Annotated in this window: 17 protein-coding genes and 1 pseudogene; 12 read left to right on the forward strand and 6 right to left on the reverse strand. The window is 50.4% G+C overall.

The annotated features are described in order from the left end of the window. Window positions 1–70 precede the first annotated feature (70 nt). The 9 genes from RHD99_RS06120 to cysM all read left to right on the forward strand — a co-directional run bounded on the left by RHD99_RS06120 (window position 71) and on the right by cysM (window position 7607). Window positions 71–496 carry a GNAT family acetyltransferase gene (locus RHD99_RS06120; protein ID WP_034497507.1) on the forward strand — a complete coding sequence of 142 codons (426 nt, stop codon included), beginning with the start codon at window positions 71–73 and terminating at the stop codon, window positions 494–496. Further along, window positions 496–942 carry a DUF2919 domain-containing protein gene (locus tag RHD99_RS06125; protein ID WP_183270138.1) on the forward strand — a complete coding sequence of 149 codons (447 nt, stop codon included), beginning with the start codon at window positions 496–498 and terminating at the stop codon, window positions 940–942. The genes RHD99_RS06120 and RHD99_RS06125 overlap by 1 nt, the downstream gene beginning before the upstream one ends. A 64-nt stretch (window positions 943–1006) precedes the next feature. Then, window positions 1007–1582, forward strand: coding sequence for an RpoE-regulated lipoprotein (locus tag RHD99_RS06130; protein ID WP_309877945.1), 576 nt, complete (start codon window positions 1007–1009; stop codon window positions 1580–1582). Between the two features lie 103 nt (window positions 1583–1685). Further along, on the forward strand, window positions 1686–2585 hold the full coding sequence (locus RHD99_RS06135) for a Dyp-type peroxidase (protein ID WP_309877946.1): 900 nt from the start codon (window positions 1686–1688) through the stop codon (window positions 2583–2585). Window positions 2586–2824: 239 nt separating this feature from the next. Continuing rightward, the gene (locus tag RHD99_RS06140) at window positions 2825–3841 is read left to right on the forward strand and encodes a sulfate ABC transporter substrate-binding protein (RefSeq protein ID WP_309877947.1); all 1017 of its coding nucleotides are present in this window, start codon (window positions 2825–2827) and stop codon (window positions 3839–3841) included. Then, window positions 3842–4675 carry a sulfate/thiosulfate ABC transporter permease CysT gene (gene cysT / locus RHD99_RS06145; protein WP_183270134.1) on the forward strand — a complete coding sequence of 278 codons (834 nt, stop codon included), beginning with the start codon at window positions 3842–3844 and terminating at the stop codon, window positions 4673–4675. Then, window positions 4675–5550: a sulfate/thiosulfate ABC transporter permease CysW gene (cysW, locus tag RHD99_RS06150; protein WP_183270133.1), complete on the forward strand. Its 876-nt coding sequence runs from the start codon at window positions 4675–4677 to the stop codon at window positions 5548–5550. The genes cysT and cysW overlap by 1 nt, the downstream gene beginning before the upstream one ends. Further along, on the forward strand, window positions 5540–6625 hold the full coding sequence (gene cysA / locus RHD99_RS06155) for a sulfate/thiosulfate ABC transporter ATP-binding protein CysA (protein WP_183270132.1): 1086 nt from the start codon (window positions 5540–5542) through the stop codon (window positions 6623–6625). The genes cysW and cysA overlap by 11 nt, the downstream gene beginning before the upstream one ends. A gap of 70 nt (window positions 6626–6695) precedes the next feature. Continuing rightward, on the forward strand, window positions 6696–7607 hold the full coding sequence (gene cysM, locus RHD99_RS06160) for a cysteine synthase CysM (RefSeq protein ID WP_309877950.1): 912 nt from the start codon (window positions 6696–6698) through the stop codon (window positions 7605–7607). A gap of 69 nt (window positions 7608–7676) precedes the next feature. Here the strand turns inward: cysM and crr are convergent, their stop codons facing one another. From crr to cysZ, 5 genes and pseudogenes are all read right to left on the reverse strand, one after another. Beyond that, the gene (gene crr / locus RHD99_RS06165; protein ID WP_034459029.1) at window positions 7677–8186 is read right to left on the reverse strand and encodes a PTS glucose transporter subunit IIA; all 510 of its coding nucleotides are present in this window, start codon (window positions 8184–8186) and stop codon (window positions 7677–7679) included. Between the two features lie 40 nt (window positions 8187–8226). Then, window positions 8227–9953, reverse strand: a pseudogene (gene ptsI, locus RHD99_RS06170) (phosphoenolpyruvate-protein phosphotransferase PtsI). Window positions 9954–9999: 46 nt separating this feature from the next. Further along, window positions 10000–10257 (reverse strand): phosphocarrier protein Hpr, encoded by a 258-nt coding sequence (gene ptsH / locus RHD99_RS06175; RefSeq protein ID WP_034459025.1) that lies wholly within the window; start codon window positions 10255–10257, stop codon window positions 10000–10002. A gap of 393 nt (window positions 10258–10650) precedes the next feature. Next, entirely contained in the window at window positions 10651–11622 is a 972-nt protein-coding gene (gene cysK, locus RHD99_RS06180; protein WP_309877954.1) for a cysteine synthase A, read from the reverse strand. A gap of 151 nt (window positions 11623–11773) precedes the next feature. Continuing rightward, on the reverse strand, window positions 11774–12535 hold the full coding sequence (cysZ, locus tag RHD99_RS06185; protein WP_309877956.1) for a sulfate transporter CysZ: 762 nt from the start codon (window positions 12533–12535) through the stop codon (window positions 11774–11776). 231 nt (window positions 12536–12766) lie between these two features. Here cysZ and zipA point away from each other — a divergent pair, with 231 nt between their 5' ends. From zipA to RHD99_RS06200, 3 genes are all read left to right on the forward strand, one after another. Further along, entirely contained in the window at window positions 12767–13756 is a 990-nt protein-coding gene (gene zipA, locus RHD99_RS06190; RefSeq protein WP_309877957.1) for a cell division protein ZipA, read from the forward strand. A gap of 68 nt (window positions 13757–13824) precedes the next feature. Further along, the gene (gene ligA, locus RHD99_RS06195) at window positions 13825–15843 is read left to right on the forward strand and encodes an NAD-dependent DNA ligase LigA (protein WP_309877959.1); all 2019 of its coding nucleotides are present in this window, start codon (window positions 13825–13827) and stop codon (window positions 15841–15843) included. A gap of 1 nt (window position 15844) precedes the next feature. Next, the gene (locus RHD99_RS06200; protein ID WP_034459012.1) at window positions 15845–16060 is read left to right on the forward strand and encodes a DUF3820 family protein; all 216 of its coding nucleotides are present in this window, start codon (window positions 15845–15847) and stop codon (window positions 16058–16060) included. Here the strand turns inward: RHD99_RS06200 and RHD99_RS06205 are convergent, their stop codons facing one another. Further along, the gene (locus RHD99_RS06205; protein ID WP_309877962.1) at window positions 16061–17050 is read right to left on the reverse strand and encodes a bile acid:sodium symporter family protein; all 990 of its coding nucleotides are present in this window, start codon (window positions 17048–17050) and stop codon (window positions 16061–16063) included. It lies immediately after the preceding gene. Between the last annotated feature and the right edge of the window lie 69 nt (window positions 17051–17119).

Consider the following 17119-nt stretch of genomic DNA (forward strand, 5'->3'; position numbering starts at 1 on the left):
CGCTGGTTATTGGCGAAATGGTCACTTACCCTCATAATTACTGTTTTTACACTTTCAGGTGGCTAATACCATGGAAATACGTGTTTTTCGCCAGGATGATTTTGAAGAAGTCATTACGCTTTGGGAGCGTTGCGACTTATTGCGTCCATGGAACGATCCTGAAATGGATATTGAACGTAAACTCAATCATGACGCGGATCTGTTCTTAGTTGCTGAAGTAGGTGGCGAAGTGGTGGGTTCACTCATGGGCGGCTATGACGGCCACCGTGGTTCAGCTTACTACCTTGGCGTTCACCCGGAATACCGCGGTCGAGGCATCGCCAACGCACTGTTAAGCCGACTGGAGAAAAAGCTTATCGCACGCGGCTGCCCCAAAATTCATATCATGGTGCGTGAAGAAAATGATCTGGTGATTGGTATGTATGAACGCCTTGAATATGAACAGCAAGATGTCGTGCTGCTCGGCAAGCGCTTGATTGAAGACCAAGAATATTAATGCCTTATTTGTATCCACCATCGGATTACGATACTCACGGTAATCTGAAAACACCTCTTTTGTTCTGGTGCATCCTCCTGTTGCAGGCGCGAACCTGGTTTGTGTTAGTGCTCGCGGCGGCGTCTCGCCAGCAAGGGGATGCTATTCTCGGTGCCTTCTATCCTGACCGCGATACTTTTTGGTTTGGATTACTGCCTGGTATTCCCGCAGCACTGGCATTTATGATGAGTGGCCGCCGCCATTTACACCCTCGTTTATGGGCAATGTGGCGCTGGGTGCTCGTTGCCGCGCAAGGCGTCGTGTTGGCCTGGCAGTTGCTGCTGTTATGGCAGGGCGAAGCGTTAACCGGCGTAACATTATCGCTGTTGATAGCCGATATTTTTGCCTTGTGGTGGTTGTGTCGCAGCCGCCGTTTACGCGATTACTTCACGCTTAGCCACGAATAACCTGGCACTTTTGGGAAAGTTTGCACTCCAAAGCGCGTACCCATGCTTAATAAAGGAATTTTTGATGAAAACACTGCGCCTGATGTTATTAGGGTTGCCACTGGTTTTAAGCGGTTGTTCGACGCTGTCTTCGATCAACTGGTCTGCGGCAAATCCATTGAGCTGGTTCGGTTCGTCGCTTGAAGTGAGCGAGCAGGGTGTGGGTGAGATAACCGCCAGTACGCCAATGGATGAAAAAGCCGTCAGCAGCGCTTTAAATGATAACTACCGTCTGCGCAGCGGTATGAAAACCGATAACGGCGAAATTGTGCGCTTCTTTGAGGCCATGACTGACAACACGGTGAAGGTTGTGGTGAACGGTGAGAAAGGGTCGGTTAGCCGTGTCGATGTGATGGACAGCGATATTGAAACCGATAGCGGCGTTAAAATTGGCACGACGTTTAGCTCCCTGTATGACAAAGCGTTTGGTTCATGCGTTAAAGCCACCGGTGACGACAGCGACGGTGTAGAGTGCAAGGCACCAAACAGCCAGCATATTAGTTACCTGTTTAGCGGTGAATGGCATGGTGCGCAGGAGTTGATGCCGTCTGACGACACACTCAAGAATTGGAAGATCAGCAAAATTATCTGGCGTCGATAAAAATTCGTCCCAGGTTTGCGTCTTCTCAATAAGGTGCAACCGTATTTGGTTATCATAAGGGAATAAACGCCACGTAGAGTGGCGTGTTTTTTTAGGAGGATTCATGTCTAATGTTCAATCTGGCATTCTGCCGGAACATTGCCGCGCCGCCGTTTGGCTGGAAGCGAGTTTTCAGGGCGATTTTGATGCACTTCGCCAGGGCTGCAAAACCTTTAATCAGTCACTTACAACGTTTCAGGAAAAATTCCCTGACGCGCATTTAGGCGCAGTAGTGGCGTTTGGCCATGACCTGTGGCGGGATTTAAGCGGTGGTGTTGGTGCTACTGAGCTGAAAAACTTCACCCCATTAGGCAAAGGCCTGGCACCTGCCACTCAGCATGATGTGATGATCCACATTCTGTCCCTGCGTCATGATGTGAATTTCTCTGTGGCGCAAGCTGCACTCGCCGCATTCGGCGATACCCTGAAAATTGAAGAAGAAATCCACGGTTTCCGTTGGGTTGAAGAACGTGACCTGAGCGGTTTTGTTGATGGTACTGAAAACCCGCAGGGCGAAGCAACGCGTCGTGAAGTTGCCGTGATCAACGAAGGCGTCGATGCCGGTGGCAGCTACGTTTTCGTGCAGCGTTGGGAACACAACCTGAAGCAGCTTAACCGCATGAGCGTGAGCGATCAGGAAATGATCATTGGCCGCACCAAAGAAGCCAATGAAGAAATTGATGGCGACGAACGTCCGGAAACGTCGCACCTGAGCCGTGTTGATCTCAAAGAGAACGGTAAAGGCTTGAAGATTGTGCGTCAGAGCCTGCCGTATGGCACCGCAAGTGGTACGCATGGCCTCTATTTCATTGCCTACTGCTCCCGTTTGTACAACATCGAACAGCAGTTGCTGAGTATGTTTGGCGAAACCGACGGTAAGCGTGATGGCATGTTGCGTTTTACTAAGCCGGTTACAGGCGGCTACTATTTTGCACCTTCCTTAGATAAATTGTTGGCCTTGTAAGGGCTACCTTACTCGCCTTTCTGGCACCGGGCAGTGCTCAAAATCCTCACGTACTTTTGTACGTTCCGTTTTTTGCGCGCTGGCCGTCACCAGACTGGCTTCGCCGCTAACGCCCTCCCTGCAAATACTTATACTTCTTTCTTATTGCAAATCACCAAACGATATATAAAACCGTTACAACTTTACTGCCTGTTATAAATACACTGGTGCCCTAAAGATCACATTTATAAGGGTGCCCAATGGCCAATACGTCAGTGAAAAAAGTATGGAGTGCGCTTGTTGTTTCTGCGTTATTGGCAGGTTCGGCTCATGCTACAGAACTGCTGAACAGCTCTTATGATGTGTCTCGTGAGCTGTTTGCCGCATTGAACCCTGCTTTTCAAAAGCAATGGGATCAGGAAAATAGCGGTGACAAGCTGGAGATTAAACAATCTCATGCCGGGTCATCAAAACAAGCATTGGCTATTTTGCAGGGTTTAAAAGCAGACGTTGTAACTTATAACCAGGTTTCAGATGTGCAGATCCTGCATGACAAAGGCAACCTGATCCCAGGCGACTGGCAGACCCGTTTGCCAAATAACAGTTCACCGTTCTATTCCACCATGGCTTTCCTGGTGCGCAAAGGTAACCCGAAAAATATCCACGACTGGAGTGACTTAGTTCGCCCGGATGTGAAGCTCATTTTCCCAAATCCAAAAACTTCAGGTAACGCACGTTACACCTATTTGGGTGCATGGGGTGCAGCAAACAAAGCTGACGGTGGCGATAAAGCTAAAACCGAACAGTTTATGACGCAGTTCCTGAAAAACGTCGAAGTCTTCGATACCGGTGGCCGTGGTGCAACCACGACATTTGTAGAACGCAACTTGGGCGACGTACTGATTAGCTTTGAATCTGAAGTGAACAACATTCGTAAGCAATACGAAAAAGACGGCTACGAAGTGATTGTTCCGAAGGTCAATATTCTGGCTGAGTTCCCGGTGGCGTGGGTGGATAAGAACGTCAAAGCCAACGGCACAGAGAAAGCGGCAAAAGAGTATCTCAATTTCCTGTATAGCCCAGCGGCACAGACCATCATCACTGACTATTACTACCGCGTGAACAACCCGCAAGTGATGGAAAAGCTGAAAGATAAATTCCCGCAGACCGAATTGTTCCGCGTGGAAGATGAGTTTGGTGGCTGGCCTGAAGTGATGAAGACCCATTTTGCGAGCGGTGGTGAGTTCGACAAGCTGGTTGCGGCGGGGCATAAGTAAATGTTAGCGGTTTCCTCCAAACGGGTGTTGCCAGGCTTCACGTTAAGCCTTGGCACCAGTTTGCTGTTTGTTTGCCTGATTTTGCTGCTGCCTCTGAGCGCGTTAGTGATGCAACTTTCCGAAATGACGCTGGCTCAGTATTGGGAAGTGATCACCAATCCGCAGGTTGTCGCAGCGTATAAAGTGACGCTGTTGTCTGCAGGGGTAGCATCTGTCTTCAACGGTTTCTTTGGCATGTTGATGGCATGGATCCTGACCCGTTACCAGTTCCCTGGGCGCAGCCTGCTTGATGCATTAATGGATTTGCCGTTTGCGTTACCCACGGCGGTGGCTGGTTTAACGCTCGCAGGGCTTTTTTCAGTAAACGGTTGGTACGGCGAGTGGCTTGCACAGTTTGGTATCAAGGTGACTTACACCTGGTTGGGGATCGCCGTTGCGATGGCATTCACCAGCATCCCGTTTGTGGTGCGAACCATTCAGCCAGTGCTGGAAGAGTTAGGGCCGGAATATGAAGAAGCCGCTGAAACGTTGGGTGCGACGCGCTGGCAAAGTTTCCGTCGCGTGATTTTACCGGAGCTTTCTCCTGCGCTGATGGCGGGTGTGGCGCTGTCGTTTACGCGTAGCCTGGGTGAATTCGGTGCGGTAATTTTTATCGCCGGTAACATCGCCTGGAAAACCGAAGTGACGTCGCTGATGATTTTCGTGCGTTTGCAGGAGTTTGATTATCCGGCAGCCAGCGCAATTGCCTCGGTTATTCTCGCGGCTTCACTGCTGCTGCTGTTCACCATTAACACGTTGCAAAGTCGCTTTGGTCGGCGCGTGGTAGGTCACTGATGACAGACGTAACTGAATTGAAAAGCTATCGGCGCACCGGTTTTAACTGGGGTAAATGGATCCTCATTAGCCTCGGCGTGTTGATTTCGTTTTTGCTACTGGTGGTGCCGGTTGCCTCTATCTTTGTTCAGGCCTTCTCAAAAGGGTTGATGCCTGCGCTACAGAATATTGTCGACCCGGATATGCTGCACGCCATCTGGCTGACGGTGATGATTGCGCTGATTACCGTACCGGTGAACCTGGTATTCGGTATTTTGCTCGCCTGGCTGGTCACTCGCTTTGATTTCCCAGGCCGCCAACTGCTGTTGACGCTTCTGGATATTCCGTTTGCGGTTTCACCGGTCGTTGCGGGCCTAGTTTACCTGCTGTTCTACGGTTCAAATGGTCCGTTCGCAAGCTTCATGGATGCGCATAACATCCAGATTATGTTCGCCTGGCCGGGCATGGTACTGGTAACGATTTTTGTCACCTGCCCATTTGTGGTTCGTGAGCTGGTACCGGTGATGCTAAGTCAGGGTAGCCAGGAAGACGAAGCCGCGATTTTGCTGGGGGCTTCGGGCTGGCAGATGTTCAGACGTGTCACATTACCGAATATTCGCTGGGCCCTGCTTTACGGCGTGGTATTAACCAATGCCCGTGCTATCGGCGAGTTTGGTGCGGTGTCCGTGGTGTCCGGGTCTATTCGCGGTGAGACTTTCTCACTGCCGCTACAGATTGAATTGCTTCAGCAGGATTACAACACCGTCGGCTCCTTTACTGCCGCCGCGTTATTGACCCTGATGGCAATCGTTACGTTGTTCTTAAAGAGTGCGTTGCAGTGGCGCCTGAATAGTCAGGAAAAACGCCTGCAACAGGAGGGAAATCATGAGCATTGATATTACCAATATTAAGAAATCTTTTGGTCGCACCCAGGTGCTGAACGATATCTCTCTGGATATCCCTTCTGGTCAAATGGTGGCGTTGTTGGGGCCATCCGGCTCCGGTAAAACCACGCTGCTGCGCATTATTGCCGGTCTTGAGCATCAGAACAGTGGGCGTATTAGCTTCCACGGCACCGACGTAAGCCGGATTCACGCCCGTGACCGCAAAGTAGGCTTTGTTTTCCAGCACTACGCGCTGTTCCGCCACATGACGGTATTCGACAACATCGCCTTTGGGCTGACCGTTTTGCCACGCCGCGAACGTCCTTCTGCCGCGGTTATCAAACAGAAAGTCACTCGTCTGCTGGAAATGGTGCAGTTAGCGCATCTGGCTGACCGTTTCCCGGCGCAGTTGTCAGGCGGGCAAAAGCAGCGCGTGGCGCTGGCGCGTGCATTGGCGGTTGAACCTCAAATCCTGTTGCTTGATGAGCCGTTCGGTGCCCTGGATGCGCAAGTCCGTAAAGAGCTGCGTCGCTGGCTGCGTCAGTTACACGAAGAGTTGAAATTCACCAGCGTGTTTGTGACTCACGATCAGGAAGAAGCGATGGAAGTCGCAGATCGCGTGGTGGTCATGAGCCAGGGGAATATCGAACAGGTTGATACGCCTGAAGCCGTTTGGCGTGAACCTGCGACGCGTTTCGTGCTGGAATTCCTCGGCGAAGTTAACCGTATGAAAGGGACGATACGCGGTAGCCAGTTCCATGTTGGGGCGCACCGCTGGCCGCTTGGCTTCACGCCTGCTTATCAGGGCGCGGTAGATTTATTCCTACGCCCGTGGGAAGTGGATGTCAGCCGCCGTACCAATCTGGATTCCCCGCTACCTGTGCAGGTGCTGGAAATCAGTCCGCGTGGTCATTACATGCAATTGGTTGTTCAGCCGCTTGGTTGGTACGACGAACCGTTAACCGTTGTTCTGCGTGAAGATCATGTGCCTGTGCGCGGTGAACGTCTGTTTGTTGGCCTACAACATGCACGCCTGTATGACGGTAATAACCGTATTCAAGGTGTAGACCTCGCGCAGACTGCCTGATAACTTTACCCAACAACACGACACGCAAAGGCGGCCCACGTGGCCGCTTTTCTTATATCTGGAAAGCTAAGTGAACACCTTAGAAAGCACGATTGGCAATACGCCTCTGGTTAAATTGCAGCGCACTGGGCTCGAAAATGGCAGTGAGATTTGGGTAAAGCTTGAAGGGAATAATCCCGCCGGCTCGGTAAAAGATCGCGCGGCACTTTCTATGATTGTGCGGGCAGAAGCGCGCGGTGAAATTTCACCCGGAGATACGCTTATCGAAGCGACGAGCGGGAATACTGGAATTGCGCTGGCGATGATTGCGGCGCTGAAAGGCTACCGCATGAAGCTGTTGATGCCGGACAACATGAGCATGGAACGCAAAGCCGCGATGCAAGCTTATGGCGCTGAATTGATTCTGGTGACCAAAGAGCAGGGTATGGAAGGCGCGCGTGAAATGGCGTGTTTGATGGACGAGCGCGGTGAGGGCAAAGTTCTAGACCAGTTTAATAATCCTGATAATCCGTACGCGCACTACAGCACCACCGGCCCGGAAATCTGGCAGCAGACGCAGGGGCGAGTCACGCACTTTGTTTCAAGCATGGGCACCACCGGAACGGTAACAGGTGTAAGCCAGTTTATGCGTGAACAAGAAAAACACGTCACAATTGTTGGGCTACAGCCCGAAGACGGCAGCAGTATTCCAGGTATTCGTCGCTGGCCTGAAGAGTGGTTGCCGAAGATTTTCAATCCGAATCTGGTTGATGAAGTGATGGATATGTCGCAGGTCGAAGCCGAGAGAGCCATGCGTCGTCTGGCGCGTGAAGAGGGTATTTTCTGCGGCGTGAGTTCAGGTGGTGCGGTGGCTGGTGCATTACGCGTCGCTCAGGCAAATCCGGGTTCGGTGGTGGTTGCCATTATCTGTGACCGTGGCGATCGTTATTTATCGACCGGTGTCTTTGGCGAGGAAAGTTATTCGCAAGGCTCAGGTATTTAAGGTATTTAAGGCTTCAGGAACAAACAAAAACGGCACCACAAGGGTGCCGTTTTTTATTATGCGGATATCTTACTTCTTGATGCGGATTACCGGGGTTTCGCCCACTGTCACGCTACCAGTCAGTTTGATCAGCTCTTTGATTTCGTCCATGTTGGAGATAACAACCGGAGTCAGGGTAGACTTCGCTTTCTCTTCCAGCAGGGCCAAATCGAACTCGATAACGACGTCGCCTTTCTTAACACGTTGGCCTTCTTCAGCGATACGCTTGAAGCCTTCGCCTTTCAGTTCAACAGTGTCGATACCGAAGTGAACGAACAGCTCAATGCCGCTATCAGATTCGATAGAGAAAGCATGGTTAGTTTCGAAGATTTTACCAATGGTGCCGTCAACCGGAGCAACCATTTTGTTGCCAGTCGGTTTAATTGCAATGCCATCACCAACGATCTTCTCGGCGAACACCACATCTGGAACATCTTCAATATTGACGATTTCGCCAGAAAGTGGGGCAACAATCTCAATGGTTCCGGTGTCTTTTTTATCATCAGAAACCAGAGATTTCAGTTTATCAAACAAACCCATGATCTTCTCCTAAGCAGTAAATTGGGCCGCATCCGGTGGATTAGCAGATTGTTTTTTCTTCAATGAACTTGTTAACCAGCGTCATTAACTCGTCCGTTGTCGGTTGAGCAAGAGCTTGCTCTGCTAACACCTTCGCATCTTCGAAGTTCGTGTTACGAATAATCTTCTTAATGCGCGGGATAGAAATGGCACTCATACTAAATTCGTCCAGACCCATACCCAGCAACAGAAGTGTAGCACGTTCGTCGCCTGCAAGCTCACCACACATACCGGTCCATTTACCTTCTGCATGAGAAGCATCAATAACTTGCTTAATCAGAGTCAGTACGGACGGTGACATTGGCTGGTAAAGATGTGAAATCATATCATTACCACGGTCAACTGCCAGGGTGTACTGCGTCAGATCATTGGTACCGATACTGAAGAAGTCGACTTCTTTAGCCAGGTGGCGAGCAATCGTGGCCGCAGCCGGAGTCTCAACCATCACGCCCACTTCGATAGTTTCGTCAAACGCTTTGCCTTCTTCACGCAACTGCGCCTTCATGATTTCAATCTCAGCTTTCAGTGCACGCACTTCTTCAACAGAGATAATCATTGGGAACATGATACGTAATTTACCGAAAGCGGATGCACGCAGAATAGCGCGTACCTGAGCGTGCAAGATCTCTTTACGATCCATAGCGATACGAATTGCACGCCAGCCCAGGAACGGGTTCTCTTCTTTCGGGAAGTTCATGTACGGCAGCTCTTTGTCGCCACCGATATCCATGGTACGTACGATAACGGCTTGCGAGCCACAGGCTTCAGCAACCGCTTTGTACGCCGCGAACTGCTCATCTTCAGTTGGCAGTGAATCACGATCCATGAACAGGAATTCTGTACGGTACAGACCGACACCTTCTGCACCATTGCGCTCTGCACCGTCGATATCACGAACAGTACCGATGTTTGCGCAAACTTCTACCTGATGACCATCGAGAGTGATTGCTGGCAGATCTTTCAGTTTTGCCAGTTCAGCTTTCTCAGAAGCAACCTGTTGCTGTACAGCGCGCAGGGCTTCGATCTCATCGTTGGTTGGGTTAACGTAAACTTTATTGTTAACCGCATCGAGGATCAGATAATCGCCAGTATTCACCTGAGTGGTCACGCTACCGGTACCGACGATCGCTGGCAATTCAAGAGAACGCGCCATGATGGAGGTATGGGAAGTACGGCCACCGATATCGGTGATGAAACCCAGAACCTTTTGCAGGTTAAGCTGTGCGGTTTCTGACGGCGTCAAATCTTTAGCGACCAGGATAACTTCGTCCTGAATAGCGCTAAGGTCGATAATTGCCAGACCAAGAATATTGCGCAGCAGACGCTTACCGATGTCACGTACGTCAGCCGCACGTTCTTTCAGATATTCATCGTCTAACTCTTCCAGCGCGATAGCCTGGCCTTCGATAATTTCGTGAGCTGCTGCGTCAGCAGTCACTAATTTATCAGTGATGAGGGCTATGATTTCCTGCTCAAGCTCTTCGTCTTCCAGCAACATGATGTGGCCTTCGAAGATAGCTTCCTTTTCTTCACCGAAGGTCTCGCCAGCTTTAATTTTGATCGCTTCTAACTGTGCTGACGCTTTAGCGCGCCCGCTTAAGAAACGTTCAACTTCCTGCGCAACTTTGTCGGCAGAAATTTTCTTCCGGTCGATGACAATTTCATCTTCCTTCAGCAAAAGTGCCTTGCCGAAAGCGATACCCGGGATGCTGCAATGCCTGAAATCATAACCCTACCTTACTTGTGACTGATATTTACCAAGAACCCGGAGAACTTATTCGAGTTCAGCCATCAGTTTTACCAGATGCTCAACTGCTTTTTGATCATCTTCGCCTTCAGCAGAGATGGTCACAACAGTACCTTGAGTCAGGCCCAGAGTTTGCAGTTTGAACAGGCTTTTTGCGCTAGCGCTTTTGCCGTTGGAGGTCACAGTGATCTCAGAAGTGAAGCCTTTAGCTTCTTTAACAAACTGAGCAGCAGGGCGGGTATGCAGACCGTTTGGAGCGGTGATGGTAACTTCTTGCTGGAACATTGTATTTCCCCAACTTATAGGTTTAGTGTTGTGGAACTAAAGTCTAGCCTGGTGGCAAAACTTTAGCCTGTATAGTTAGCGGCGCGTTAATAGTAACTCTACGCGACACAAGATGCTTTCGGGAACCACGAAATGTGCTTTGGCATCTGCCATGCGCTTCGCGGCTCGCTCGTCATTAACCATTATGCCGTGAAATCTGATTTTGCACCAAATCGATAAATCGATTCAGCAGAGGTATCTCACATTCCGATTAATTTCGCGCATCAAAATAATTTGCTGGATAGATACCAGACCTGGCAGAGTGACGCAATGCCAGGTTAGCTAAAAGTTTGACGGATGCCACAAAAAAGCACCCATTTGGGTGCTTTTTTACACAGATTTACCACCCTGGCATCACTGTTGCAGCTCTTTTTCAGTGAAAAGATCGGCAAAGAGGGCTGTACTCAGGTAACGCTCCCCGGAAGATGGCAGTATAACCACAATGTTTTTATTGGTAAATGCTTCATCTTCCTGAAGTTTTAACGCAGCAGCCACCGCAGCACCGGATGAAATTCCTGCAAGAATGCCTTCTTCTTCCATCAGACGACGTGCGGTAGAGATTGCTTCCTCGTTAGTGATAGCGATAACCCTGTCGATCAGTTTTAAATCGAGGTTGCCAGGAATGAAACCTGCACCGATGCCCTGAATTTTGTGCGGCCCTGGTTTGAGTTCTTCGCCTGCAATCGCCTGGGCAATAACCGGAGAGTCGGTTGGTTCCACCGCGACGCTGATAAGATCGGTTTTGCCTTTAGTGTTTTTGATATAACGGCTTACACCGGTCAGCGTACCGCCTGTGCCAACACCAGCAATGAATACGTCCACTTCTCCGTCGGTATCTTCCCAGATCTCTGGGCCTGTGGTTTTTTCGTGAATTTCTGGGTTTGCTGGGTTACTGAACTGCTGTAACAGAAGGAATTTTTCTGGGTTGCTGGCAACGATTTCTTCAGCTTTCTGAATCGCACCTTTCATGCCTTTCGCGCCTTCAGTCAACACCAGGTTAGCACCCAGTGCTTTCAGGAGTTTACGGCGTTCGATACTCATGGTTTCAGGCATGGTCAGCGTCAGTTTGTAGCCACGTGCTGCGGCAACATAAGCCAGTGCGATACTCGTATTACCGCTGGTTGGCTCAACTAGCTCAACACCCGGCTTGAGCACACCGCGTTTCTCGGCATCCCAAATCATATTGGCTCCGATACGGCATTTGACGCTAAAGCTCGGGTTGCGGGACTCTACCTTCGCCAGGATGCGTCCATTACCGATGCGGTTCAGACGAACCAGCGGCGTATGACCGATTGTCAGAGAGTTGTCTTCATAGATCTTGCTCATAGCCCGTCCTTAACTGTATGAAATTTGGGAAACCTCATCAGCATACCTGCTTAGAAGTTATGCGGAAGTAAAGAAATCGCATATCTATATGTAGAAGGGAAATAAGCAGGAGCAGTAAGGAATAAGGAGCGGCATAAGCCGCTCCTGTGGTCTATTTCCACATAGCGTGTTTTGGGCGGTAGCAATCCACCCACATCGCAGTCGCACCACAGACGGCAACCGGCATGATGACCAGATTCAGGAAGGGGATCAGGGTAAACAGACTGACCAGGGAACCAAACTGCATGTTAATGACTTTCTTCTCGCGCAACGAAATACGCATCTCTTTGAATGGGACTTTATGGTTATCAAAGGGATAGTCGCAATACTGTATAGCCAGCATCCAGGCGCTAAATAAGAACCATAAAACGGGTGCAACAGTTTGGCCGATACCCGGAATGAAATAGAGCACCAATAGCACCAGCGCGCGTGGCAAATACCATGATAGTTTTTGCCATTCGCGTTTCATGATGCGCGGAACATCCTTCATTATGCCTAACATGCCGGTATCAGGAGGCGTTGCCCCTGTCAGACGTGCTTCAAGCTGTTCTGCCAGCAATCCATTGAATGGGGCTGCAATCCAGTTGGCAATGGTCGAGAATAAATAGCCAAATACCAACAAAATAGAGATCACCGCCAGCGGCCAGATTAAGTAGCTTAACCACTGCAACCATTCTGGCACGTAGGACAGCAGGGTGGGTACCCAAACATCCAGACGGGTAAACAGCCACCAGAATGCGCCGCCCATTAAAATAATATTGACCAGCAGTGGCATGAGCACGAAACGTTTTATTCCTGGCTCACGGACCAGCTTCCAGCCCTGCGAAAAATAATAAACGCCACTGCGTGGCTTGGCTCCTGATGCTGAAACCATAATCTAAACGAACTCCTTTTTGGGCTTTGCTTTAACATGTACAACCATCATAACTGACTGCCAGGAGAAAAACTTATTAGGAAATGGTCGAAAAAACAGCAAAAAATCGATTTCAGTCCATCTTTATGCTGAGAAAACCGTGTGCGGACTTGCACTTGAGCAGATGGGCAAATACTCTTAGTAAGTAAATGTTTGCCGCGGTGGCAAGGTGTTAGAACAACAGAGAATATAATGATGCAGGATTTGCGTCTGATATTAATCATTGTTGGCGCGATCGCCATAATAGCCTTACTGGTTCACGGTCTGTGGACGAGTCGTAAGGAGCGTTCATCCATTTTTCGTGATCGTCCACTGAAACGCATGAAGTCTAAGCGTGACGAATACGAGTCGGATGACGACGAGGCTGACGATGAACAAGATGATGGAGTTGGTGAGGTGCGCGTGCGTCGGGTGACTCCTGCGCAGGAAACAGTGACTCGCGAGCCAGAAATGCCTCGTCAGCCGCAAGCGCCTCAACATCAATACGAGCCACCTTATGCTTCTGCCGAGCCACGTCAGCGTCAACCTGAACCGGTCGTGCCGCGTCAGGAAGCGCCAGTTGCGCCGACATATCACCAGCCAGCACCTCAACAGCCTGTGCAGCCAGTGGTTCATCAACCGGTTGTTCAAGAACCAGTTGCGCAGCCAGTGGCACCGCAAGAGCCGATTCAACAGCCGACAGCTCAACCTGCTCAGCATGTAGAACGTGCACCTGAAGCTCAGCCGGCTCCGACACCAGAACCAGCGGCGCGTCGTAAAGAAACGGTGATTGTGCTTAATGTCTCGGCACATGCTGGCAGTATGATCAACGGTGATGTGCTGTTAAACAGCATTCAGCAAGCCGGCTTTATCTTTGGCGAAATGAACATTTTCCACCGCCACCTCAGTCCTGATGGTAGCGGCCCGGTTCTGTTTAGCCTCGCTAATATGGTTAAACCCGGTTCGTTTGACCCTGAAAGCATGACTAATTTTGCCACGCCTGGCGTGACAATCTTCATGCAGGTGCCGTCTTATGGCGACCCAGCGCAGAACTTTAAGCTGATGCTACAGTCTGCTCAGCATATTGCTGATGAAGTTGGAGGCGTTGTGCTGGATGACCAGCGCCGCATGATGACGCCGCAGAAAATGCGTGAATATCAGGACCGCATCCGCGAAGTGGTAGAAGCAAACGCCAACGCTTGATACCCATCCTGAACATGTTTCTCCCTAAACCCCCGCATGTCGGGGGTTTTTTATATTGATGGTGCGATATGGACACAATTGAACAACACATTACTCAACTGCGAACCACGCTTCGCCATCATGAATACCTCTATCATGTACTGGATAACCCAGAAATTCCGGATGCGGAATATGACCGCTTGATGGGGGAATTGCGCAGTTTAGAAGAAGCGCATCCTGAGTTAATCACACCTGATTCTCCTACTCAGCGAGTCGGTGCCGCTCCACTCAGTGAATTTACTCAGGTACGCCACGAAGTCCCGATGCTTTCGCTGGATAACGTCTTTGATGAAGCGAGCTATCTTGCATTTAACAAGCGTGTTCAGGACCGTCTGAAAAGTACTGAGGCTGTCACGTTTTGTTGCGAGCTGAAGTTAGACGGTCTGGCCGTGAGCCTGCTCTATGAAGATGGTGTGCTGATTCGTGCCGCCACTCGCGGCGACGGTACAACGGGCGAAAATATTACGGCCAACGTGCGTACTATCCGCGCTATCCCGCTTAAATTGCGTGGTGAAAATATTCCCCGCCGCCTGGAGGTGCGCGGAGAAGTGTTCCTGCCGCAGGCAGGTTTTGAAAAAATTAATGACGAAGCACGTCGCACTGGCGGGAAAATTTTTGCCAACCCTCGCAACGCTGCGGCGGGTTCGTTACGCCAGCTCGACCCACGTATCACAGCCAAACGTCCGTTAACTTTCTTCTGTTATGGTGTTGGCCTGCTTGAAGGCGGTGAATTGCCTGCCAGCCACCACGCACGTTTACAGCAATTTAAAGAGTGGGGATTGCCGGTCAGCGACCGCATTCGTCTTTGCAATACAGCAGAAGAAGTGTTGGCGTTTTATCATCAGGTTGAAAACGATCGCCCATCATTAGGTTTTGATATCGACGGTGTGGTTATCAAAGTGGATTCGCTTGCGCTACAAGAAACGCTCGGCTTTGTTGCACGAGCACCGCGATGGGCAGTGGCGTTTAAATTCCCGGCTCAGGAACAGATGACGTTTGTTCGTGATGTCGAGTTCCAGGTTGGACGCACGGGCGCTATTACCCCTGTGGCGCGCCTTGAACCTGTTCAGGTCGCAGGTGTGCTGGTCAGTAATGCGACGCTGCATAATGCCGATGAAATTGAGCGTTTGGGCTTAAGGATTGGCGACCGCGTGGTGATTCGTCGCGCTGGTGATGTTATCCCGCAGGTTGTCGGCGTGGTGGAATCTGAGCGTCCTGACAACACCACCGAGATTGTTTTCCCAACGCATTGTCCGGTGTGTGGCTCTGACGTTGAGCGTGTAGAAGGTGAAGCGGTTGCGCGTTGTACTGGAGGCCTGATTTGCGGTGCTCAACGCAAAGAAGCCCTCAAACACTTTGTGTCTCGCCGTGCGCTGGACGTTGACGGAATGGGCGATAAGATAATCGACCAACTGGTTGAGAAAGAGTACGTCCACACCCCAGCCGACCTGTTTACGCTTACTCCGGGTAAACTCACAGGGCTTGATCGCATGGGGCCAAAATCCGCACAAAACGTTGTTGATGCGCTGGAAAAAGCGAAAGAAACCACCTTTGCTCGTTTCTTGTATGCGCTCGGTATCCGTGAGGTAGGCGAAGCGACAGCAGCAAGTTTAGCGGCGCATTTTGGTTCGTTGGATGCCCTTTCCGCCGCAAGTATTGAAGAACTGCAAAAAGTCCCTGATGTCGGCATTGTGGTCGCCACTCACACATTTAACTTCTTTGCCGAAGAGAGCAACCGTGAAGTCATCCGTCAATTGACCGAAGAGGCGGGCGTTCACTGGCCGGCTCCCGTAATAATTAAAGCCGAGGAAATCGACAGCCCATTTGCCGGTAAAACGGTGGTGCTGACAGGTTCGCTCAGCATTATGTCGCGAGACGATGCGAAAGCTCGTTTAGTGGCGTTAGGCGCGAAAGTTGCGGGTAGCGTGTCGAAGAAAACGGATCTGTTGATTGCGGGCGAAGCGGCGGGTTCTAAGCTTGCTAAAGCTCAGGAGCTGGGCATTGATGTCATTGATGAAGCTGAAATGATTCGCTTATTAGGTGAATGAGATGGATAAAGAACAGCTTATTGAGATAGCCAATACCGTAATGCCATTCGGCAAGTACAAAGGCCGCGTGCTGATCGATGTGCCGGAAGAGTATTTGCTGTGGTTTGCTCGCAAAGATGAGTTTCCACAGGGCCATCTGGGTGAGTTGATGAGGCTTACATTGCTGATTAAAACAGAAGGACTGGAGGGGCTGGTGAAGCCCCTCAAGCGGCATTAATTAAGCATTCTCGGTGGTGGCGTTGGCCGCCACGTGAGTCACTTTCTGATAACGCCTTGCCAGGACGGCGCAAATCATCAACTGTAACTGATGGAAGATCATCAGTGGTAGCACCATCATCCCCACGGTAGCCACAGGGAACAGAATGTTCGCCATCGGAATCCCGTTCGCCAGGCTCTTTTTCGAACCACAGAACACGATAGTAATTTCATCCGCTTTACTAAAGCCCAGGCGTCTGGCGACGAACATATTGATGCTAATGATGATTGCCAGCATGATTAGACTGACCACCACGATAAACAGCAGTGAACCTAAACCGACTTTGTGCCAAATCCCATGTCTGACCGCCTCGCTAAACGCCGTGTAGATAACCAATAGAATTGACGTCTGGTCTGTTTTACCAATCCATTTTTTATGGCGTGCAACCCACTCGCCAATCCATGGGCGAGAAAGATGCCCGGCAACAAATGGCACCAGTAACTGCAACATGATACTGCCGACTTGCTGCAGGCTTCCGCTTGCACCATGGACATGCATCACCATGCCAACTAACAGTGGCGAGAGGAAAATGCCGAGCAGGCTTGAAGCAGATGCTGCGCACACGGCGGCGGCGACATTTCCTCCGGCAAGAGAGGTGAATGCAATGGCTGATTGCACGGTGGCAGGCAGGATGCAAAGGTACAAAAAGCCGGTGTAAATTTCAGGGCTGACATTGATCGGTGCCCACCAGGCAAATAAAACACCCAATACCGGGAAGAGAACAAAGGTGCTGCACATTACCCATAAGTGCAGCCGCCAGTGGCTGCTACCGGCAATGATCGCTTCACGGGAAAGCTTGGCGCCATGCATAAAGAAGAGCAGGGCAATCGCCGCCGTTGTGAGTCCTTCAAAGAAGCCAACAAAACTGCCCTGAGCGGGAAAGAAAGACGCCAACAATACGGTAAAAATTAGCGTCAGCGTGAAAGGGTCGAGCACGCGAAAGATTTTCATTTTCATTCCTCAAGCTGTTGAAGGGCTATTGTGCTTTTATTGATTTTAGAAATAAAATTGATTTATTGA

The organism is Buttiauxella selenatireducens, from assembly GCF_031432975.1.
GTDB classification, from domain to species: domain Bacteria; phylum Pseudomonadota; class Gammaproteobacteria; order Enterobacterales; family Enterobacteriaceae; genus Buttiauxella; species Buttiauxella selenatireducens.